Here is a 21,816-nt window from a genome sequence, read left to right on the forward strand (position 1 = left end):
AGAAAGTTCGAAGTAAAAATCCGCGAGTACGACCTAGCGAGACTCGCGGATTTTCTATATCATTAGTTAACGCTAACGAGTTCAATTTCAAACACCAGATCCTGACCAGCCAGGGGGTGGTTGGCGTCTACAGAAATTTTATCTTCTGATACACTCGTTACCGTTACGGGTACAACCTGACCTTCGCCATCGGCGTGCATGTTGAGTTGCATACCTACTTCAAAAGGAATATCCTTAGGCAGATCACTGCGATTAAATTCGAAAACCAGATTTTCATCAGAGGGACCGTAAGCTTCGGCTACTGGAATGTGGACGGTTTTCTTTTCGCCCACTTGCATACCTGTAATACCTGAATCAAAACCGGCGATAACCATTCCGCTACCCAGCGTGAATTCCAGTGGTTCCCGTCCAGCAGATGAATCAAAAACGACTCCACTGGTTAACTTTCCTGTGTAATGAACGCGAACATTGTCGCCCGATTTAGCTTGCATGATAGACAAGTTTTTTAACGATGAAAATAATAAAACCTGAAATGGACCCTGTAGTAGGCATTTCAGGCTACGTATAGGAGCTATAACAATCCTAAAAAAGATAGACCACTCCTAGTCGTGTGGAAAACCGGAGCAAAGGTAGCCTAAATTTTCATTCCGGCCTTTTCTGTGTACTTTTGAAGCCTGTAGGAGTGCTCTATACAACCCGTTATGAAAGGTATTTACTGCTGGTGTAGCTTGCTTGTGCTTTGGCTTGGATTGCTTTCCTGCCGCCTGGAATTGGATCCAGCTCTGGATGTAACCACCATACAAATCAAGATAGAGCTTGAACCGGCTCTCAAAAATGCGGGACTTTCACCCATCGGTACGGAAGTCGTACTGGAAGACCGTAGCGGTAATGGTCCGTGGCGGGCGATTGCCAATGCCGAAGGAATCGTACGTTTTGAGGAGATGGTAGGAGGCACCTACCAGGTAAAAGCCCGCCGTCTGATTCAGATGGATGAATACCGGGCTCATACGGGAATTTCCGTGGATGAAGATGTGATTCTGATGGATTCACTAGTTAATCAAAGCTTTAGTCTGGCGGGGCCTCAACAGGCTACCATAACGTTGCGAGTGAAGCCTCTGGGCGGCTGGCTGATTAAACAGGTGTATTACGCGGGTTCGGATACGCTTAACGGCGTCGGTATCCGTGATCAGTTTGTAGAAGTATACAATAATTCCAATGCCGACCTCTACGCTGACAGTCTGTACATTGGATTTCTAAGTGGAGTTGAGTCGAAAACTATACCTACCGAGTACCTCGTAGCAGCCACGGGCCAGTACGACTGGAGTAAATCCCTAAACATTCCTGATCCTTCGAAAGCCACAACGAATACTGAATACAGCTACGCTCATACCGTAGTGATGATTCCGGGTACGGGCAGTCAGTACCGCGTGCGACCAGGCGAAAGTATCGTTATCGCTCAAAATGCCCAGAATCATAAAGTGGGGTACACTACGACGGACGGCAAGAAACTGGTAACGAAAAAACCGGAATTGACGGTTGATTTAAGTACCGCTGACTTTGAAGTAGTACTAGGCCGGAAAACGACCGACATAGATAATGTAGCCGTACCGAACTTGCGAGTTGTCTATTGTGCCAATCTGGCCTGGGAAATGAATCCAGGTGGGACCGAGGCAATTGTACTGTTTCGAACCAAGGCGAACGTTATGCAATGGCCCAAAGTACCTACGCCGAATGTACGTATCGTAACTAGTAGTACGCCACTTCAGGTACAGATTCCGAATCAGTACATACTCGATGGGCTGGATTTGCAACCTAGTAGTACGCTCATTTATCCCAAAAAGTTACCGGCATCGATCGATGCTAGCAGTCAATACGTGCCGAAAGGAGCGTATTCTTCCCAATCACTCATTCGCCGAACCAACAAATCCATTGGCTTGCGTCGGGTGCTTATGAACTCGCAAAACTCTACGAGTGACTTTGGCTACTTTGAGCTGGCTCAGCCCCGGGGCTTTCAATAAAGTGATACCGCGAGCGAACCTTCCGGTGTACGCTCAAAGTCGGGTAGGGGCATGGCCGCCAATAACTCTTCTTCCAATACATTCGCCCAGGTTTGAAGATAGAGTATAACATCTTCCCGAACATTGTGCCGCATTTGATTCCGACGTTCCAGCGGAATTTGGTTCTTGACTTTCGGATCCGAAAGTCGTTCCAAATGTTGTAAATCGGTAGTTGTAAGCCCGTGTTGTAAGAGATCCGCAATGAGTAAATCCATGGGCAAACCGCTCGTCGGACAATATTCTTCTATTTGTTCACGCCAGTCACCACGGCCCTGCAATGCATACGCGTGAATATCGGCTTTCGTAAGTTGCGTTAGTTCCTGAGCCAGATTACCGCAGTTGCAGGCTCCCATGTGGCCCCACATGTAGGGTTTGCCGCTGTTTAGATTCCGTACCGTTCTTCGCAGAGCTTCAATCAAAGTGAGATTCGCCGTCGCCATACCTTTTTCGGGGTTGATTTCGTTTATATAAAATTAAGACCGTTTGGAATTAATCGGTTCCAAACGTGTTAAGAATTTGTATTTTTACTCCGCCTGAGTAGCTGACACTCAGGGTCGAGGAGCAAGAATTTTTCTGAAATGATATTAAGTTCCTCCGAAAAAAGTTACGCCATTACTTTGAATTCATTCGTGCGTAAAACCGTATTCCGGCTATCTATGAGAAGTCTGTTTAGTTGGTTGTTGATCGGGGTAGGTCTATCCGCCTGCTCTCCTCGAGCGTATTCGCCCGAACGCATGTATCAGCCGCAACAATTACAGAAAGATTTCCAGATCATGCGAGCCAGCCTGGAGGCCGGACATCCGGGCTTATACTGGTATACCTCGAAAGCGAAGCTCGATTCGGCATTTGACGCGACCGTACAGGCCTTGAATCGCCCCATGACGGAAATGGAATTTCGGCGTCAGCTTGATCCTCTGGTTGAGCTAATCCATTGTGGGCATACGAATGTGAGGGGTTCGAGAAGCTTTGAACGTTGGCGAAAACACCATACGCCCAAGGATTTTCCGTTGAGTGTGTTTGAAATGACCGACCGAATTTTTGTTTCCTCTAATTTTAGTAATCAGCCCGAGCTTTGGAAAGGGCAGGAAGTAGTGAAAATTGATGGCCGCCCCGCCCGTGAAGTGTACCATACCTTACGGAGCCTAGTGATTTCGGATGGCTATAATCAAACCTTTAAGAATACTACGATTCTAAATAATTTCCCGACGTATTACCGCTATTGGTACGGCGAAAAAGAGACGTATGATGTAACGGTACTGGATTCGTTGAAGCAGGAAAAAACGTACCAGATTCAGTGGAAAAAAGAAGAAAAGCCTAAAGGGGCTGTTGTAGCGTCCGTTCGGCCCGTAACGGGACAGGTTCGGCCCACTCGCGTGCCCGCACTAACACCGACAAAAACGTATGGTAACCGACATGCCCATTTATCGATTTCTTCACGGGATTCCAGTCTGGCTATTTTGGATTTAAATACCTTTAGTATCAATAATTACCGTCGGTTGTTTCGGCGATTGTTCCGGCAGATTGAACGCAACCATATCCAGCACCTAGTACTGGATTTGCGTAACAATGGGGGTGGTCGTGTGGCTGCCAGTAATTTGCTGATGCGGTACGTGATGGATCAGCCCTTTCAGGCGTATCAGTCCGTGGAAAGCCTGCCGCATTCGTCGACGTATAATCGTTATACGAACGAACGATTGGCCCGTACCTTCATGCTGAAAGTGGTGGCCAAAAGGTTGCCCGATGGTCGGCGGATCATTCGCCATGCTACGCGTACGCAAAAGCCCGTTCGCAAGTACGGCTACCACGGGGATATGTATATTCTAACCAACGGAGGCTCTTTTTCAGCTTCGTCTATTACCGCCGCTAATTTACAGTTCTGGAAACGGGCCGTCATCATTGGTCGCGAGACGGGTGGGGGTCGCAACGGCTGTACGGCCTGGACCATCCCCTATTTAACCTTACCGCAAAGCCATCTACGCATCCGGTTTCCGCTTTTCAAAGCCTTAACGGCTGTAACCGATCCAAACGAAGGGCACGGCGTTATTCCTGATCATCCGATCACTTTTACCGCGATTGATCTGCTGGCAAATCAGGACCCGGATATTGAGAAAGTGTATGAGCTACTGCGAGGGGGACGGCTGGTGAAGGAATAAGTTTGATTGGGGAGGTAGCTGAAAAATACTGATAAAAAAGAGGCGGACTGATACAATCAGTCCGCCTCTTTTTTATCAGTATGATAAGTACTATTCAATCACCCGAGTTGGTATTTTCTCGTTAAAAAGGAAATACTTTTTCTCGGAGCCAAAGGTCAGATTGACAATGTTTTGCTGATCATCAAAAATATCCGTTAGAGCTGATTGCTGGAGCTTACAGCCTTTAATGTTCTCCGTAAAGGGCATTTCCACAAAAATCCAGGTAGCATCGACTTCATTCTGTTTTCCGACGTACTGATAAGCTTTCGCCTGACCCGCTGCGTTTAAAAACTTGTAGTGCTTACGGATATACGCCTCAACTAATCGATCATTCTGATCTTTGTCTTGAATACGGATTTTAGCTCCCGACCGACCTTTATTCAAAGCTGTTTCCAGATCATCGGTAAACAGCTTGATTTCTACTTCAAACACCTTGTTCCGAGCATCATAACGCATTTCGGTCAGGCTGTTGTGGAAATCATGTTTGTTCCGGTGAAAGGCAGAAAACAACGGTACACAGGCCAAGATCAGTACTACACTCAGCCAGGGCCGCAGGTTTAGACACTTCATCATTTACTTAAACAAGTCATTACCAATCGCAAAGACCATCAAGCCTAGCAACAAAATGGTACCAATTTGCTGGGCCCGTTCGAGGAATTTTTCCGAAGGAGCCCGGCGGAAAATCATTTCATATAGCAGGAAAATAACGTGACCACCGTCGAGGGCCGGAATCGGCAGGGCATTCATAAAGGCCAAAGCCATCGAAAGCAGACCCGTTACCGTCCAGAAGTGATTCCAATCCCAGATTTCACCGTATAATTTACTGATTCCTACCGGGCCACTGATGGCATCGCTAGCGGCTACTTCACCTTTAAAAATCTTACCAAAACCTTTTACGTTTTTCGCTACTACGTCGAAGGCATCGTAGGTACCCGCTGACAGAGCCTGACCGAAATTGTAATCCACGTGAGCCGGCGTCTGTAAAGGCGTCCGATTCAGGAAAACCATCAGTTTACCTTCGGGAGTTACGCGGGGTTTAAGCGTCAGCATCTTACCTTTCCGATCAACCACCACATCGATAACTTTGCCTTTATTCGCCGCTACCGTTTGAGAAAATTCGTGGTAATATGTCAGGGGCTTACCATTAATACTAACCACTTTGTCGCCTTCCTTCATACCCGCTTCGTAGGCTGGTAGGTTCTGCTTTTTCTCACCTAGAATCTTGGCAAACAAACCCGGTTTTTCCGGTTCGGCTACTTTCACTACTTCGCCCAGGGTGGCGAAGGTGCTGATGAAACGCTCAGGATTGTTATCCCGAGCCAGTAAGCCCGCCAAATCGTTCCGGATGGGAATGACCAGCTCTTTGCCATCCCGTTCGACGGTGTAATTGCTGTTGGATTCAAGCAAAACCTGTCCTACTACATCCTGACGGAAGTCTTCAATGGGCTGACCGTTTACTTTCAGGATTTTATCACCCGTACGCAGCCCGATTTCCTGAGCCAGTTCGCCCGCAACAATCCCGTTCTTGTTTACTTCGGAGACGGGGATGTAATTGTAGCCGTTCTGGTACGAGAGGGATGAGAAAATGATAATTCCCGTGATGACGTTGACAATGATTCCTCCCAACATTACCAAGAGACGTTGCCAGGCGGGTTTGGAGCGGAATTCCCAGGGCTGGGGTTCAGAAGCCAACTGATTGGCTTCCTGCGTTTCATCCACCATTCCGTCAATCTGAACGTAACCTCCTAAGGGGAACCAGCCAATACCATATTCTGTATCCCCAATTTTCTTCTTCCAAAGGGCGAAGTTGGCAACGTTGGGTAGGGGGAAAAGGAAATCAAAAAAGATATAAAACTTGTTGACGCGGATTTTGAAAAGTTTGGCAAAGAAGAAGTGGCCAAACTCGTGTAAACCTACCAGTATCGAAAGGCCCAGCAATAACTGCCCGGCCATAATCCATCCACTCATTCGATTTAGTTTTCAGTTTTTAGTGTTCAGTTTGCGGTTCTCTCATGGAACGATTCACGGCCCCATAATCGTCTACGCTTTCGGTCAGGATAGGAAGGGTAGGTAGAAAAAGCTACTACTTTCTTAGACAAATTGAAAACAGACTATCGCAAACTATCTATATAAACACAAAGATAGGGGGAAAGGATCGGCTTTAAGAAAAATTTAGATAGAAGGAAAGCTCTAAATGGCCAGAAGCCGGTAAGGGTCCGGCTTCTGGCGATGCGTTGGGAAATGAATCAGGCCGGCTAATCGGCTTTGTATCCTTTAATGGCAAAAAACACGACATAAGCAAAGCAGACAAAGGGTACCAGCAAGGCCATAGCAGCTCCGGATGGGAAAAGCAGACCCGCTACTAGGGGTAGTACCGCTCCGCCAACGATACTCATGATAATTAAAGAGGACGCCATCTTTGCTTCAACGCCCAGATTTTTGGTCGCTAAGGCGAAAATGGTGGGGAACATGATGGACTGGCAGAAGTACGTCATGCTCAGGCAAATCACGGCGACCAGGCCACCCGCAAGGCCAGCGATGGCTACGAAAGCCACGGCGGCTACGGAGTAGATCGTAAGTACACGTTGGGCGGGCATCCGAGTCATGAGGGAAGTACCTACAAAGCGACCCAGCATAAACAGTACCAGTGCAAACGAAGCGTGGAACCCAGCGATTTGGGTATTGGAAAGCGAAGAGGCGTCAAGTCCACTGACACTGCTGATGATCTTCATCCAGCCTTCGGCCAGAACCCAGTGGGTTTCCCGAGAAAAATCCAGTTTGAAATCCACGAAATAACCCCAGAGTACGGACTGAGCACCCACGTTGGCAAATTGAGCAATAATTCCGTATACCAAGTGTTTGTGACGGAATAGGTGCGTAATAGAGATTTTTCCGGCTGATTTTTCTTCTTCCGCCCCCACTTCCGGCATTTTCACTACCGCAAAGATCAAGGCTACAAAAGCTACGATGGAACCAATAGCCAGATAAGGCCCCTGCACCGAGAGAGCTTCCTGTACCCGTATAGCCTCTACTTCGGCAGCGGGCATGGCTGCCAGCATTTCAGGCGTGTACTCAGTTTGGGAGAAAATGAACAACGCTCCGATAATGGGACCTAAGATCAGACTAATCCCGTTGAAAGACTGGGAAAAATTCAATCGCCATTCTGACGTTTCCGGATCGCCCAATACCGTTACGTACAGGTTCGCTGCCGTTTCCAGAAAGGCAATGCCACTGGCAATCATGAAGAGAGCAAAGAGGAAGAATCCGTACACGCGGGCACTGGCGGCGGGGTAAAACAGAAAAGCTCCAGCCGCGTACAGAATCAGGCCAAAGAGAATGCCTTTCTTGTAGCCAAACTTTCGCATGACGTATCCCGCCGGGAGAGCCATGAAGAAATAGCCCAGATAAAAAGCGAAATCAACAATACCAGCCTGAAAACGACTTAAGTCCAAGGCAATCTGAAATTGCTTGATCAGCGAGCCATTCAGCGAGTTGGCAAGGCCCCATAAAAAAAACAAGCTCGTAACCAGAGCAAAGGGAATCAGATAACTGCCAGAAGCCGAGCCATCTTTAATTTTTACTTTTTCAGACGATGGTCCAAGTGCCATGAAAGGAAGGATTAGAGGGAAAATTAAAAGCAGTGTGAGGAGGTAGTAACGTTTAGTATTAGAAGAGGTTTAAAAGGGTTTGAGGTTTGATAAGTGTAAGGTTTGCCTTAATCATTAAACTTCTCAAACCATTCTTAAACTTTAAACCTTTCAAACTCCCTGATTAAGCATTCGCCAAAGCCCGGTCCAAGTGTACGTATCCGCCGTCCACGTGGATGAGCTGACCAGTGGTATGACTGGATTTGTTGGATAACAAAAAGGCGACCGTAGTACCGAGTTCTTCGGTGGTGGTCATGCGTTGCTGTAAGGGAATGTTGCGGGTAATTTCCTTGAGTTTTTCTTCCGGGTTGGGTAAGCCATTGATCCAGCGTTCGTACAGGGGCGTCCAGCTTTCGGCTACAATCACTGCGTTGACCCGAACATTGTATTTAAGCAGTTCAACGGCCCATTCGCGGGTAAGAGCATTGCGGCCTCCGTTCGCGGCGGCATAAGCAGACGTACCTCCCTGACCCGTTTCAGCCGTTTTTGAGCCAATATTGACAATGGCTCCCTGTGATGCTTTCAGAGCAGGCAACGCATACTGAGCCATCAGGTAATAATGAATCAGGTTTTTGTGCAGTGAAGCTACAAAGTCTTCATAAGTGCCCGTTTCCAGACCTACTCCATCGTTTACCCCGGCGTTATTGACCAGTCCATCGATGACACCAAATTTCTCCAGCGTCAATCGAACGGCCTTTTCGCATTCGCTGGGCTGGGTCAATTCGGCAGGTACCTGAAAGGCCTGACCACCCGCCGCTTCAATCGCTGCTACTGTTTTCAAATTATCGGACTCACTACGACCAATAATAACCGGAATCGCTCCTTCGGTAGCCAGCACTTTACTAATTCCTTCGCCAATGCCTTTGGCACCGCCCGTAACAATGATGACTTTATTGGTTAGGTTTAGATTCATTACGAATGCGTTAAAAGTTTCTCAAGGGATCAGTTTCTTAGTAACGATACCAAGCCTGACTATACCAAAAGAGACTAATCGTAGTAAGATAACCTTATAAATTATAAAATTCAGTAGCCGTGACTCCCCAGAATTGAGCTTTTTCAGTTTCCGAAAACGGTTTCATGTATTCGTTTAGTATCTCTACCCAGCGTTCGTAAGCGGAAGCAACCAGACAAACGGGCCAATCGGAACCAAACATGGTACGGGAAGTACCGAAGGATTCGAAAATGACGTCCAGATAGGGGCGAAGCTGTTTAAGTGACCAGTTTTCCCAATCGGCTTCCGTCACTAGTCCGGATACCTTGCAGCAAACATTTTCGCGTTTACCCAACGATTGAATATCGGCCGTCCATTTTTCCAGTTCGCCCTGTTTAATCAGGGGTTTGGCTCCATGATCAACCACGAATCGGTTATAGGGCAAACGAGTAGCCAATTCGCGGGCGACGGGAAGGTGCTTTGGGTAAATCAATACATCATAAGTATAGCCATACTCACCAAGGGTACGCACGCCTTCCATAAACTCCGTCCGGAGCAGAAATAGATCATCCGGTTCCGCTTGTACGATATGACGAAAGCCTTTGAGTTTGGGAAATGCCTTGAAATGGTCCAGCCGTTCGCTTAGCGTTTCCGACCGTAAATCCACCCAGCCTACGACACCCTTGATAAAATTATGTTGCTCCGCCAGCGTAAGTAAAAATTCCGTTTCAGCTTCTGATTGATCAGCTTGTACAGCTACAGTGCCATCAATACCGGTGTTCTCAAGTAGCGGTTGGAGGTCTTCTGGGAAAAAATCCCGTCGGATGGGCTGCATGGCGGGGGTAATCCAGGCATCCCGAATGGGATCATACTGCCAGAAGTGCTGATGTGAGTCAATTTTCATGTGTCTAGAGAGGAATAGCTAAATTCAGTATAGGCAAGGATGGTAAAAATAAAGAAGGAAAGCGTAAAACTTCCGAATCGGGCACAAAAAAAGGTCGTTCTGTACAAGAACGACCTTTAAAAGGGAGTAGCTCAAAGCTATTTTTTCTTTTCCTTGATTTTGGCAGCCTTACCTTGTTTGCCACGCAGGTAGTACAGACGAGCACGACGTACCAGACCGCGACGTACCACTTCGATTTTGTCGATGTTGGGCGAAAGAAGGGGGAAAATACGCTCTACGCCAACGCCATTAGATACTTTACGTACCGTAAACGTTTCGCCATTCGTACCAGAATTTTTGCGTTGAATTACCGCACCAGTGAAAACCTGGATACGTTCTTTATTGCCTTCACGAATTTTTACGTGAACATTAAGCGTATCGCCAGATTTGAAATCGGGGATGTCGGTCCGGCGAGCTGAATTATCAGCTTCCACCAGTTTGATCAGATCACTCATGACCTCTGAAAGAGTTTTGTTAAAATGGTCTAACTCATTGATAGATCGGCAACATCGAATCCCACAGGTCGAGCGGTTGCCGAAATGAGCCGCAAAGATACGGATTCTTTCGGCAGCTACAAAAGTCCGGTATTTTTTAATTCGCTATGCAACAAATCTTTAAGCAAAAACATCTTTCCGCTATACACTCACCATGAAACCTGCAAAAGCCGTGATGCACACGAAATTCTTGACCTCCGTATTCTTTTTCCTGAGCCTGCTCGTGGCTACCACAGTAGGAGCACAGACCAGAAAAACATTCAATCTCAGCAATTTTGACCGTCTGGATTTAGGTTCTGCCTTTATCATTGACGTGAAGCCGGGCAATTTTAAAGTAGAAGTAGAAGGCGAACAGAAAGACCTCGACGAGTTGGAGGCCAATGTTAGCAGCGGTCAGCTTCGGATTCGGTACCGGGAAATGCACCGGCGTTCGAATAACCGTCAGCGGGTACACGTCCACATCACCATGCCCGCCCTGACGGGGGTACGATTCAGCGGAGCTTCCCAGGCCAAAGTATCAGGTTTCGGTAGCCAAAATCGAATGAATATTGATATTTCCGGAGCTTCGCAGGTCAGCATTGATACGCGGGCCAAACAGGTACAAATGGATTTGTCGGGTGCTTCGCAGGTTACTTTAAACGGAAATGCGGAAAGTCTTGACGGAAAAATTTCGGGTGCTACCATTTTTAAAGGCGAAGAATTTAAAGTAGGTCAGGCGAACGTAAATGTTTCCGGAGCCAGCTCGGCTCGCATCTACGTAACCGAAAAATTATTGGCCGATGCCAGCGGAGCCAGTCAGGTGCGGTATCGGGGTCATCCGTCCGTAACTGCCAATACCTCAGGAGCTAGCCAGGTTTCGAACGAATAGAAAATCCTTTTTGTACACGACTGAAAAGAGAAAAGTCAGACCGACTTTCTCTTTTTTTATGCATTAGAATTGCATTAGAAAAAGGCAGGGAAAAGCGAAGCAACGCTGATTTAATCGAATTTTAAAACCGAAAATTTTTTTTAATAAACGCTCGCTCCGAAAAATATGTTTGACAATCTGCATTCAAGTAATTTTCTTTGCGACGTTTTTTGAACCAAATCACTCAAACACAATGTCAGAAATCTCGGCTAAAGTCAAGCAGATTATCGTTGACAAATTGGGCGTGGAGGAGTCGGAAGTGACGCCGGAAGCTAGCTTTACGAATGACCTCGGGGCTGACTCGCTCGATACCGTGGAACTCATCATGGAATTTGAAAAAGAATTCAATGTGTCTATTCCCGACGATCAGGCTGAAACGATCACGACGGTCGGTCAGGCTGTTGCCTATCTGGAAGAACACGCCAAGTAAGTAACATCTATCAGCGGTGCTAATTTGAAAAAGGGCATTTCGGTGCCTCTTTTCGGATTAGCACATTTTTTTGATTCTATTGGTTAGGATTTTTCTTGCTAAACAATCTCTACGTAAGAGGGGCAAGTCAATCATCGGACCTGATTATAAAACTATTACGCTATGCAATTAAAGCGAGTTGTTGTCACTGGACTAGGAGCTCTTACCCCCATAGGAAATACGGTAGAGGAATACTGGGACGGACTGACCCGAGGCGTCAGCGGTGCCAATCTCATTACGCGGTTCGATGCCACCCGTTTCCGTACCAAATTTGCCTGTGAGGTAAAAAACTTTGACGTACAGGCGTACATTCCTCGCCAAGAGGCCCGCAAGATGGACTGGTTTACCCAGTACGCCGTCGTAACCGCCGATGAGGCGATTGCTGACGCGGGCATCGATAAAGAAAAAGTAGACCTGGATCGGATCGGTGTGATCTGGGGTGCGGGTATTGGTGGACTCAAAACGTTTGAGGATGAAGTATTGAATTTTGGCGGTGGCGATGGAAACCCCCGATTCAATCCCTTCTTTATTCCCAAAATGATTGCGGATAGTTCTGCCGGACTGATCTCTATTCGTCACGGATTCCGTGGACCTACTTACGTCACCGTATCGGCCTGTGCTTCTTCAGGAAACGCCCTGATCGACGCGTTTAATTACATCCGTTTGGGTAAAATGGATATCTGTGTATCCGGTGGATCGGAAGCAGCTGTTACGCAGGCGGGTGTAGGAGGATTTAACGCTCTGAAAGCCCTTTCAGAACGCAATGACGATTTTGCCACGGCTTCCCGTCCGTACGATAAAGACCGCGATGGTTTCGTACTGGGTGAAGGTGGAGCAGCTCTGATTCTGGAAGAGTACGAGCACGCCGTAGCTCGTGGAGCAAAAATCTACTGCGAAATCATGGGTGGCGGTATGTCATCGGATGCGTATCACATTACAGCTCCCCATCCCGACGGACGCGGTGCCTACATGTGTATGAAGCTGGCTCTGGAAGACGCCGAATTGCCGCTGGAATCAGTCGATTACATTAACACCCATGGTACATCCACGCCCATCGGCGATCCGCAGGAACTAAAAGCCATTGAGCGTTTGTTCGGCGAACATGCTACCAAGCTGAATATCAGTTCCACGAAATCTATGACCGGTCACCTCTTAGGGGGAGCGGCTGCGATTGAAGCGGTAGCTGCAATTCTAGCGATTAAAAATCAGTTGGTACCGCCTACGATCAACCATTTTACGGATGATCCTGATATTAATCCAAATTTAAACCTTACCTTCAATGAGCCCCAGGCCCGGAAGGTAGAAGTGGCCATTAGCAACACTTTTGGTTTTGGCGGACACAACACTTGCGTTGTTTTCAAGAAAGTATAGTCGGGTTGAGCCGTGGGTTGCTGACCTACGGCTCAGCCAATAAATTTTGTACACTGTGCTGCTACCGCTATTCGTTTCTACGGTCTTTGACCCTCTGACCCAGTTTTTCAGATCACCATCCGACAAGGATAAAAAGCTGAAGAAAGCGGTAGCTACGCTTATCGGTACCCGTCCGTCCAATGTGGAACTGTACCGACTGGCATTTATGCATACATCGGTAAGTAAGCCCTTGAATGGCAAAGATGTCCGACTTTCCAACGAACGGCTCGAATACCTGGGCGATGCGGTGCTGGGCATGGTGGTAGCCGAGTATCTCTTCAAAAAGTATCCTTACAAAGACGAAGGTTTTCTAACCGAAATCCGCTCCCGGATTGTGAATCGGGAATCACTTAACCTGGTGGCTCGTAAACTGGGGCTGGATACGCTGGTGGAATACGACCCGAATCGCCGGACGGTACTGGCCCGTACTTCCATGTACGGTGATGCTCTGGAAGCGTTTGTGGGAGCGATCTACCTGGATAAAGGATTTCAGTTCACCAGGAAATTCATTTTGAAACGACTGCTCTCCAGTTATTTCGATCTGGATAAAGTGGTGGAAACCAATATCAACTACAAGTCGCAGATCATTGAATGGGCTCAGCGGGAAGGTCGCGACCTTCGCTTTGAAGTGACCGAAAAAGGATCCGCCCGACACAAGGAATTCATTGCCGAACTCATGGTCGATAACGAAGTATTCGCCACGGGTACAGGGTTCAATAAAAAGAAAGCCGAGCAGTCGGCTTCCGAAAAAGCCATCGAAAAACTGAACCTGGTCAAGCCGGTTAGTTAAGCTTGGTACTTCTTTTTTTGTGAAAAAGCTATCCCGAACGGATGGCTTTTTTTATTTTCAAGCCAATAACCTCTAAAAACGTATGGAAATTTTATTAGTCATTCTGGGCGTACTGGCCCTACTCGTTGGTTTGGCCGGAGCCGTTCTGCCTTTACCCGGTCCACCGCTGAGTTTTTTAGGCTTGTTACTATTGCATTGGTCAGGACGAGCCACGTTTTCTTCCACCACCCTCATTGTTCTTGGGATCGTTACGTTCATCATTGCCGTACTGGATTATCTGGTACCCATTTGGGGCGTACGAAAATTTGGCGGTACCACCTACGGCACGTACGGCACTACAATTGGACTTATCCTGGGTTTAATCCTGCCCATCCCCGGCGGGATGTTTGTGGGAGCCTTTGTCGGAGCGATGGGTGGAGAAATGTACGGCGGTATGGCTTCGGGCAAAGCCATGCGGGCTGCGTTTGGCTCGTTTCTGGGCTTCATGGCGGGTATGTTTATGAAGGTCGTTTTATGTCTGGTTATGATTGGGTACGCCATCGCCGCTTTTATTAAGTAACCCGAACGATTTCAACTTTTCTCTCCTTCTCAAACCATAGGAGCCGTACCTTTGCGGCAGTTTTTCACGTATCCTGTATTAGCTATGCATATATTACGTCGTCCCCGTCGGTTGCGTACAAGTGCCGCGGTGCGAGCGTTGGTTGAAGAAACGAGCGTTTCGGTAAATGATCTCATTCTGCCGGTTTTTGTGGTAGAAGGACAAAATGTAAAACGAGAAGTAGCTTCCATGCCGGGTGTGTATCGGCATTCGCTGGATAATTTGCTGGATGAAATTGGCCAGTGCCAGGATTTAGGCATCAAAGCTTTTGATTTATTTCCCGGTTTGGATGAATCCAAAAAAGATAAGTACGCTAGTGAAAGCTGGCGGGAAGGCAGCATGTATCTGGAAGCAATTCATGCGGTGAAGAGTAAGTATCCGGACGTAGTGGTCATGACGGACGTAGCCATGGATCCCTACAGCTCGGATGGGCACGATGGGTACGTAGAGAATGGTGAGATTCTGAACGACGAAACGCTGGAATACCTGGGCAAAATGGGTGTTGCTCAGGCTCAGGCGGGTGCCGACATTCTCGGGCCTTCGGATATGATGGACGGTCGGGTAGGGTACCTGCGGGAGAAACTCGATGACGCCGGATTTTCGAAAGTAGCGATCATGTCGTACACAGCCAAGTACGCGTCGGCTCTGTACAGTCCTTTCCGGGATGCCTTGGAGTCGGCCCCCAAGTTCGGCGACAAGAAAACGTATCAGATGAATCCGGCCAATATCAAGGAGGCTTTGATTGAAGCCGAACTCGATTACGCCGAAGGAGCCGATTACCTGATGGTAAAGCCTGCCATGCTGTATCTGGACATTATCAAGATGCTGAACGATAACTTCGCCCTGCCCATTGCCGCGTACAATATTTCGGGTGAGTACTCCATGATCAAAGCTGCCGCCCAGAAAGGCTGGATTGACGGGGATCGGGTGATGCTCGAAACGCTGACGTCCATCAAACGGGCGGGAGCAAAGATTATTCTGACGTACTTCGCGAAGGAGTTTGCTCAAATCCAGCAACAACGATAAGTTCTTTTGAATACTTTCCGGATGCCCTGTCTGCTTGCATACAGGGCATCTTTTTAGCCAGACCTTCTTATGTCTTCACTTCTTATTCTTAATGCTCAGCTGGTCAACGAAGGACAGATTCGCCCGGCGGACGTATTCATCAAAGATGGGTTCATTGAAAAAATCGGTACGGGCCTTTCCGGACTGAACGCCGATCAGGTCATTGATGCCAAAGGCCAGTATCTGTTACCCGGTGTCATTGACGACCAGGTACATTTCCGGGAACCGGGCCTTACGCACAAGGCGACCATCCGATCGGAAGCCCGGGCGGCGGTTTCTGGTGGCGTGACGAGCTTTATGGAAATGCCCAATACCGTTCCGAATGCACTCACGCAGGAACTGCTGGCCGACAAGTACGCGATCGCCAGCCGTAGTTCACTGGCTAATTACTCGTTCTTCATGGGAGCTTCGAACGACAACTACGACGAGGTCATGCGGACGGATGCTACGCAAGTTTGCGGCGTAAAAATTTTCATGGGATCATCGACGGGGAACATGCTGGTGGACAATCCGGTGGTGCTAGGTAAGCTTTTCGCGAATGCTCCCTATTTGATTGCTACGCACTGTGAAGATGAAGCCACGATTCGGGCCAACGTAGCGGCTTACAAAGAACGGTACGGTGACGATGCTCCTGCCCGTGTGCACCCCGAAATCCGGAATGAAGAGGCATGTTACAAATCCAGCTCCATGGCGGTAGAATTAGCCAAACAGCACGGTACGCGACTGCACATTCTGCATATTACGACTGGCGAAGAAACGGCCTTGTTTGACAAAGGCTATTACGGATATTCCGATGCCGAAAGCGTAAAACTCAAACACCAGAAACACATCACGTCGGAAGTCTGCGTGCATCACCTCTGGTTTGATGCCCGCGATTACGAACGCCTGGGCAATCAGATCAAGTGTAATCCAGCCATTAAAGCCGATGGCCATAAGCAACAACTGTTACAGGCTCTGCTCGACGACCGGATTGATGTAATTGCCACCGACCACGCTCCGCACACCTGGGAAGAAAAGCAACAGTCGTACTGGCAGGCCCCCTCGGGTTTACCGCTGGTGCAGCATCCCCTGCTACTGATGCTGGAGTTTTATCAGGACGGTAAAATCTCCCTCGAAACCATCGTTCGAAAAATGTCACACGCCGTAGCCGATTGTTTCCGGATGGAAAAACGGGGCTATATCCGTGAAGGCTACTGGGCCGATCTGGTGCTGGTGGATCTAAATCGTCCGAATGTGGTCACGAAAGAAAGCCTGCATTTTCAGTGCGGCTGGTCGCCGCTGGAAGGATACAACTTTCGCTCCGCCGTTACGCATACCATCGTATCGGGTCACGTGGCGTACGCGAATGGAGCATTCAACGAAGAAAAAACGGGCGAACGCCTGACGTTCATCCCCGCGTAACGTATAGTGGGTAGGAGAACCTAGCGTATCATTGGTTAAGAATGCTTTCTTAACCAATAAGCATTCTTCAATATTCTGATTATAAATACGTTATCTAAGAAACAAAAATCCTCGTCGGAAACCCGACGAGGATTCTAATGTCCCTAAAATCATCACAAACTATTCTCTGGCAAATCGCAGGCGACGGAAACGTACCGTAGCAAAACAGCGACGCAAAATGCGGTAGTATATTTTACCAAACAGGGTATAGCACCATTGTTTGAGTTCTTTAACTTCAGCAGGAATCAATTGGCGTAAGGCTTTACGCAGTTCTTTTTCGAATAAATGAGCGTCAAAACTTACTTTCTGGAGAATGATCTTGACATATTCCAATACCGTGATGGACATGGCATAATTGGTTTAAGGTTTAACAAATGGCTGGGCCATTAGTTTCGGCCTATCTTTGTAACGATGAAGGCACGACAAATATATTTAATTATCCTACTTTTTTATTGTTCTTTTTCAAGAATTTTTGTTTTTGCCCAGCAAAACGCGATTCGCATTGAATTAGGGCCTTCTTCTATACCTGCCGGCAAGCCCTATACGATCACCGTAGTCATCACGGGGAGCGAACAACGCGAGTACGATCGCTTCCCGGATGTCATGGGAATGAGCCGCCGAGGCACCACCACTACTACTTCCAGTACCACCGTAGGCAATCGTACGGAAATAGTACAACGCATCACTCAAAATTATATTCCAAACCAACCGGGAAATTATGCTGTCACGCCATTTACCATGAATGTGAATGGACAGACCGTTCAGTCCATGGGCGGAATTGTCATTGTGACCGATGCCGTTGCCAAAGAGACAGTGGCAGAAGAAGAGGAGGAAGCCGTTGAACCCACTCCCGCGGACGCCAAAGCGTCTGCGTTTTTACTCCTCAGCTCCAACCGTAGTCAGGTTTACGCGGGCGAAGGATTTAACTTGAGTTTGGGCTTTTTTGTTGCGGACGACAATCCGCTGGAAATGAGTTTTTATGCCTTAAACCTGCAATTAGGGGCCATTCTCAAGCAGATACGACCGGCAAACTGCTGGGAAGAAAATTTTGGTATACGGGGTGAACCCCAGATTTTTGAAACCACGATTAATGGCCGAAGGTACACTGAGTACCGGCTCTTTCAGGCAGTATATTTTCCGTTAAATACGGAGCCGATCCAGTTTCCTGCCGTAAGTCTGAAAATGAGCGTGAATGATGAAAAGTCGAAAAAACAGTCTTTCCTGACGTTTCATAGTAAACCCCTCGTCATTCGTCCCGTCCCGCTGCCCCAGGATGCCCGCCGCAATCAGGCCGTTACTGGGGAATATTCGGTACGTGAACAACTTAGTACCCGGGTCGTACAAACGGGGAAAACGATTCAGTACAAAATCACGATAAACGGCATTGGTAACCTAACCCCGATTCTGATTCCAACGCCCGAAAATGATAACTTTTTTGATTTTTACCCACCAACCATTCAGCAATCCATTACGCGTCGGCGGAGCCGGGTGAGTGGTGAAAAAACTTTTACTTTTCAGATCATTCCCAAACAGGCCGGAAACTTCCCGTTAAGCATGTATTTTCGCTGGATATTTTTCAATCCACGAACCGGCCGCTACGTCAACTGGCAGTCGAATATGGTTCTGAAAAGTCAGGGTGAGAAAATTACCAATACCGATTCGGATGCACTGGCGGGTTCGCTCTTCAGTAATCTTGAAAACCTGGACAGTACGAAACCCTTCGTGAATGTTCAGCATACCATTCTGAGTCTGGCGAATGGACTACTGGCGATTATGGCTTTGGGAATGGTGTATATTTTCATACGAGGGAAACGCGGATAGCCGACCCTCGTTTACGGTTTTGTCTTCTATTTCGGATGGCTGACTACGGTCAGCTGATCCTCAAACAGTACGAATTTATGTCCAGTACATACGGTACGTTATTTAAAATCAGCACGTTTGGTGAATCCCACGGAAAAGCGATCGGTGTCGTAATCGACGGTTGTCCGGCCGGAATCACCTTCGATGAAGCCTTTATTCAGCAGGACCTGGATCGGCGTAAACCCGGCCAGTCCCGCATTACTACGCAACGCAAAGAATCCGATACGTTTCAGGTACTGTCGGGGGTATTCGAAGGCAAGACGACGGGTACACCCATCGGCCTGATGATTCCGAACGAAGATCAGCGGTCCAAAGATTACAGCCACATTTCCGAACAGTTCCGGCCTTCGCACGCGGACTACACCTACACGGCCAAGTACGGGGTTCGCGATTACCGGGGTGGGGGACGTTCGTCCGCCCGCGAAACGGCGGCTCGGGTGGCAGCAGGAGCCCTGGCGAAACTGGTACTTCAACAATTGGGTGTATCGATTCAGGCCTACGTATCGCAGGTGGGCAAGCTGAAAATGGAAACGCCCTATCAGCAATTGAATCTGGCTCTGGCGGAGGAAAACGCCGTACGTTGCCCCGATCCCGAAGTAGCCGAGCAGATGTTCGCGTACATTGACGAAACCCGTAAAAAGGGCGATAGCATCGGTGGCGTAGTATCCTGCGTGTGTACGGGTGTTCCGGCGGGCTGGGGCGAACCCGTATTTGACAAGTTGCACGCAGAACTAGGCAAGGCTATGCTTTCTATCAATGCCGTGAAAGGTTTTGAATACGGCTCTGGCTTTGCGGGCGTTGAACAATACGGCTCAGAACATAACGATGAGTACTATACCGATGAAACAGGCAAGGTACGCACGCGTACCAACCTTTCCGGCGGGATTCAGGGGGGGATTTCAAACGGGGAGGACATTTATTTCCGCGTAGCCTTCAAGCCCGTAGCTACGATTATGCAGGATCAGGAGTCGGTGGATGTCCACGGAAATCCGGCCGTCGTATCGGGCAAAGGACGGCACGATCCCTGCGTGGTGCCCCGGGCTGTACCCATCGTAGAGGCGATGGCGGCCTTAGTGTTAGTGGATTTTTATTTGTTGAATCAGGCGAGGAAGGCATGAATTATTTATCCGCCGAAGGGCTCTCAAAATCAACGGGAGAACGCTGGCTTTTCAGAAATATCACGTTTGGCTTAAGTAAGGGCGATAAAGTTGCTCTGGTTGGTCGAAACGGAACGGGCAAAACGTCTTTGATGGACGTACTGGCTGGTTTACAGGCTGCTGAAGAAGGAACCGTTAGTATTCGTAAGGAAGTACGGGTTGGGTATCTGAATCAGCAACCAAATCTGGATGAAAACCAGACGGTACTGGATACCCTGTTTCTGGGGGATACCCCCCTGTTGCGGGCCATTCGGGAATATGAACGGGCTCTGATCGACGGCACGGATCAGCAATTGGCCGACGCTGCTGAGCAGATGGAGGTACAGAAGGCCTGGGATTACGAGTCGAAAGTAAAGCAGGTACTGGGCCGACTCGGTGTGGCTGAATCCAATTTCAACAAAGAAGTTGGGCAGCTTTCGGGGGGCCAGCGGAAGCGGGTGGCTCTGGCTAAAGTACTGCTCGACGAACCGGATCTGCTCATTCTGGATGAGCCCACCAACCACTTAGATCTGGAAGCGATCGAGTGGCTGGAAAATTACTTGGGTACGGCAAATATGACGCTGTTGCTCGTGACGCACGACCGCTATTTTCTAGATCGGGTATGTACGGAAATCCTGGAACTGGACGAGGGAAATATTTACCGCTACAAAGGCAATTATTCCTATTTCCTGGAACGCCAGTCGGAACGCCATGCTTCGGAATCCGCGAGTGTGGATAAAGCTCAAAACCTGCTCCGCCGCGAACTGGAGTGGATGCGGCGACAACCCAAAGCCCGGGGTACGAAAGCCCAGTACCGCATTGATGCCTTTTACGATTTACAGGATAAGGCGAATCAGGGGCGGAAGGAATCAAACGTGGAGTTGAACATTGGCATGGCCCGGTTGGGTAGCAAGATTATCGAGCTGGAACATATCAAAAAGGCTTTTGGCGATCTGAAAATCGTCGAGGACTTTGAATACGTCTTTCGCCGTCGCGAGCGGGTAGGGATTGTGGGAAAGAATGGCGTGGGGAAATCTACCTTTCTGGATATTTTAACGGGAGAACAGCAAGCCGACTCGGGTGTGATCAGTGTCGGGGAAACGGTTCGGTTTGGCTATTATACACAGAGTGAACCGACGTTTAAGCCCGGACAACGGGTTATCGACGTGGTGAAAGACATTGCGGAGGTCGTTACGCTGGGTTCCGGTGAAACGATTACGGCTAGTCAGTTTCTGCAACATTTTCTGTTCGATCCGAAGAAACAATACACCAATGTAGAAAAGCTTTCGGGCGGTGAAAAACGTCGCTTGCAACTATTACAGGTCCTGATTCAAAATCCGAACTTTCTGATTCTGGATGAGCCCACGAACGATCTGGATATCCAGACGCTGAACGTACTGGAAGATTATCTGCTCCAGTTCGCGGGCTGCCTGGTATTGGTTTCTCACGACCGGTATTTCATGGATCGTCTGGTGGAGCACTTGTTTGTTTTTGAAGGTGAAGGCAAAATCAGGGACTTCCCCGGTAACTATACCGATTATCGCGAAAACCTGAGCAGTGCACCCGTCGTTGAACCGACGAAACCCAAAGTCGAAGCTCCTAAACCGGCTTCTACGCCAGCTCCGGTTTCCACGAAACGAAAACTGAGTTACAAGGAACAGCGGGAGTTGGAAACGCTTGAAAAGGAAATTACCGAACTGGAAGGACAACGGGCGGCTCTTACCGAACAAATGAACGCCGGCGAAGGCGACTATCAGCAGATTACGCTGTGGGCCAAAGAGATTGAGGAAATCAACATTCAGCTCGAAGAAAAGGAATTTCGCTGGATGGAATTATCGGAGTAAAGAAACGGACGGGTCGCCGTCCGTTTTTGTTTG

At 48.4% G+C, this 21,816-nt stretch carries 21 protein-coding genes; 12 read left to right on the plus strand and 9 right to left on the minus strand.

Annotation, left to right across the window (positions count from 1 at the left end):
- Positions 1-62: 62 nt before the first annotated feature.
- Positions 63-494: an FKBP-type peptidyl-prolyl cis-trans isomerase gene (locus C5O19_RS02870; protein ID WP_104713834.1), complete on the minus strand. Its 432-nt coding sequence runs from the start codon at positions 492-494 to the stop codon at positions 63-65.
- Between the two features lie 207 nt (positions 495-701).
- Here C5O19_RS02870 and C5O19_RS02875 point away from each other — a divergent pair, with 207 nt between their 5' ends.
- Positions 702-2,018: a DUF4876 domain-containing protein gene (locus C5O19_RS02875; RefSeq protein WP_104709826.1), complete on the plus strand. Its 1,317-nt coding sequence runs from the start codon at positions 702-704 to the stop codon at positions 2,016-2,018.
- Here C5O19_RS02875 and C5O19_RS02880 read toward each other — a convergent pair.
- Positions 2,012-2,497: a hypothetical protein gene (locus C5O19_RS02880; RefSeq protein ID WP_104709827.1), complete on the minus strand. Its 486-nt coding sequence runs from the start codon at positions 2,495-2,497 to the stop codon at positions 2,012-2,014. The two genes, C5O19_RS02875 and C5O19_RS02880, sit on opposite strands and share 7 nt — an antisense overlap.
- A 216-nt stretch (positions 2,498-2,713) precedes the next feature.
- On the opposite strand from C5O19_RS02880, the gene C5O19_RS02885 reads away from it, so the two are divergent.
- Positions 2,714-4,210: a S41 family peptidase gene (locus tag C5O19_RS02885; protein WP_165795924.1), complete on the plus strand. Its 1,497-nt coding sequence runs from the start codon at positions 2,714-2,716 to the stop codon at positions 4,208-4,210.
- Positions 4,211-4,300: 90 nt separating this feature from the next.
- Here the strand turns inward: C5O19_RS02885 and C5O19_RS02890 are convergent, their stop codons facing one another.
- From C5O19_RS02890 to rplS, 6 genes are all read right to left on the minus strand, one after another.
- Positions 4,301-4,822, minus strand: coding sequence for a DUF6702 family protein (locus C5O19_RS02890; protein ID WP_104709829.1), 522 nt, complete (start codon positions 4,820-4,822; stop codon positions 4,301-4,303).
- Positions 4,823-6,217, minus strand: coding sequence for an RIP metalloprotease RseP (gene rseP, locus C5O19_RS02895; RefSeq protein WP_104709830.1), 1,395 nt, complete (start codon positions 6,215-6,217; stop codon positions 4,823-4,825).
- Between the two features lie 287 nt (positions 6,218-6,504).
- Positions 6,505-7,857, minus strand: a complete 1,353-nt coding sequence (fucP, locus tag C5O19_RS02900) for an L-fucose:H+ symporter permease (protein ID WP_104709831.1) — start codon at positions 7,855-7,857, stop codon at positions 6,505-6,507.
- Between the two features lie 163 nt (positions 7,858-8,020).
- Positions 8,021-8,809 carry an SDR family oxidoreductase gene (locus C5O19_RS02905; protein WP_104709832.1) on the minus strand — a complete coding sequence of 263 codons (789 nt, stop codon included), beginning with the start codon at positions 8,807-8,809 and terminating at the stop codon, positions 8,021-8,023.
- 94 nt (positions 8,810-8,903) lie between these two features.
- On the minus strand, positions 8,904-9,731 hold the full coding sequence (locus C5O19_RS02910; protein WP_104709833.1) for an amidohydrolase family protein: 828 nt from the start codon (positions 9,729-9,731) through the stop codon (positions 8,904-8,906).
- Between the two features lie 137 nt (positions 9,732-9,868).
- The gene (gene rplS, locus C5O19_RS02915; protein ID WP_094814135.1) at positions 9,869-10,225 is read right to left on the minus strand and encodes a 50S ribosomal protein L19; all 357 of its coding nucleotides are present in this window, start codon (positions 10,223-10,225) and stop codon (positions 9,869-9,871) included.
- Between the two features lie 193 nt (positions 10,226-10,418).
- Between rplS and C5O19_RS02920 the strand changes: the two genes are divergently transcribed.
- The 7 genes from C5O19_RS02920 (at position 10,419) to C5O19_RS02950 (ending at position 16,904) form a co-directional block, all read left to right on the plus strand.
- Positions 10,419-11,132: a head GIN domain-containing protein gene (locus C5O19_RS02920; RefSeq protein ID WP_104709834.1), complete on the plus strand. Its 714-nt coding sequence runs from the start codon at positions 10,419-10,421 to the stop codon at positions 11,130-11,132.
- Between the two features lie 232 nt (positions 11,133-11,364).
- Complete coding sequence (locus C5O19_RS02925; protein WP_094814133.1) at positions 11,365-11,601, plus strand: acyl carrier protein; 237 nt, start codon at positions 11,365-11,367, stop codon at positions 11,599-11,601.
- A 162-nt stretch (positions 11,602-11,763) separates the two neighbouring features.
- Positions 11,764-13,011, plus strand: coding sequence for a beta-ketoacyl-ACP synthase II (gene fabF / locus C5O19_RS02930; protein ID WP_104709835.1), 1,248 nt, complete (start codon positions 11,764-11,766; stop codon positions 13,009-13,011).
- Between the two features lie 55 nt (positions 13,012-13,066).
- Positions 13,067-13,840 carry a ribonuclease III gene (gene rnc / locus C5O19_RS02935; RefSeq protein ID WP_243406312.1) on the plus strand — a complete coding sequence of 258 codons (774 nt, stop codon included), beginning with the start codon at positions 13,067-13,069 and terminating at the stop codon, positions 13,838-13,840.
- A gap of 82 nt (positions 13,841-13,922) precedes the next feature.
- Positions 13,923-14,399: a DUF456 domain-containing protein gene (locus tag C5O19_RS02940; protein WP_102201158.1), complete on the plus strand. Its 477-nt coding sequence runs from the start codon at positions 13,923-13,925 to the stop codon at positions 14,397-14,399.
- Between the two features lie 84 nt (positions 14,400-14,483).
- Entirely contained in the window at positions 14,484-15,464 is a 981-nt protein-coding gene (gene hemB, locus C5O19_RS02945) for a porphobilinogen synthase (RefSeq protein WP_102201193.1), read from the plus strand.
- A gap of 69 nt (positions 15,465-15,533) precedes the next feature.
- Positions 15,534-16,904 carry a dihydroorotase gene (locus C5O19_RS02950; protein ID WP_104709836.1) on the plus strand — a complete coding sequence of 457 codons (1,371 nt, stop codon included), beginning with the start codon at positions 15,534-15,536 and terminating at the stop codon, positions 16,902-16,904.
- Between the two features lie 159 nt (positions 16,905-17,063).
- Here C5O19_RS02950 and C5O19_RS02955 read toward each other — a convergent pair whose 3' ends face one another.
- Positions 17,064-17,291, minus strand: coding sequence for a hypothetical protein (locus C5O19_RS02955; RefSeq protein ID WP_094814123.1), 228 nt, complete (start codon positions 17,289-17,291; stop codon positions 17,064-17,066).
- 63 nt (positions 17,292-17,354) lie between these two features.
- Between C5O19_RS02955 and C5O19_RS02960 the strand changes: the two genes are divergently transcribed.
- The 3 genes from C5O19_RS02960 to C5O19_RS02970 all read left to right on the plus strand — a co-directional run bounded on the left by C5O19_RS02960 (position 17,355) and on the right by C5O19_RS02970 (position 21,783).
- Entirely contained in the window at positions 17,355-18,764 is a 1,410-nt protein-coding gene (locus tag C5O19_RS02960) for a BatD family protein (RefSeq protein WP_104709837.1), read from the plus strand.
- Positions 18,765-18,841: 77 nt separating this feature from the next.
- Entirely contained in the window at positions 18,842-19,921 is a 1,080-nt protein-coding gene (gene aroC, locus C5O19_RS02965) for a chorismate synthase (RefSeq protein ID WP_104713838.1), read from the plus strand.
- Positions 19,918-21,783 (plus strand): ABC-F family ATP-binding cassette domain-containing protein, encoded by a 1,866-nt coding sequence (locus C5O19_RS02970; RefSeq protein WP_104709838.1) that lies wholly within the window; start codon positions 19,918-19,920, stop codon positions 21,781-21,783. Before aroC ends, C5O19_RS02970 begins: the two co-directional genes overlap by 4 nt.
- The last annotated feature ends 33 nt before the right edge of the window (positions 21,784-21,816 follow it).

It is taken from the genome of Siphonobacter curvatus (assembly GCF_002943425.1).
GTDB classification, from domain to species: Bacteria; Bacteroidota; Bacteroidia; order Cytophagales; family Spirosomataceae; genus Siphonobacter; species Siphonobacter curvatus.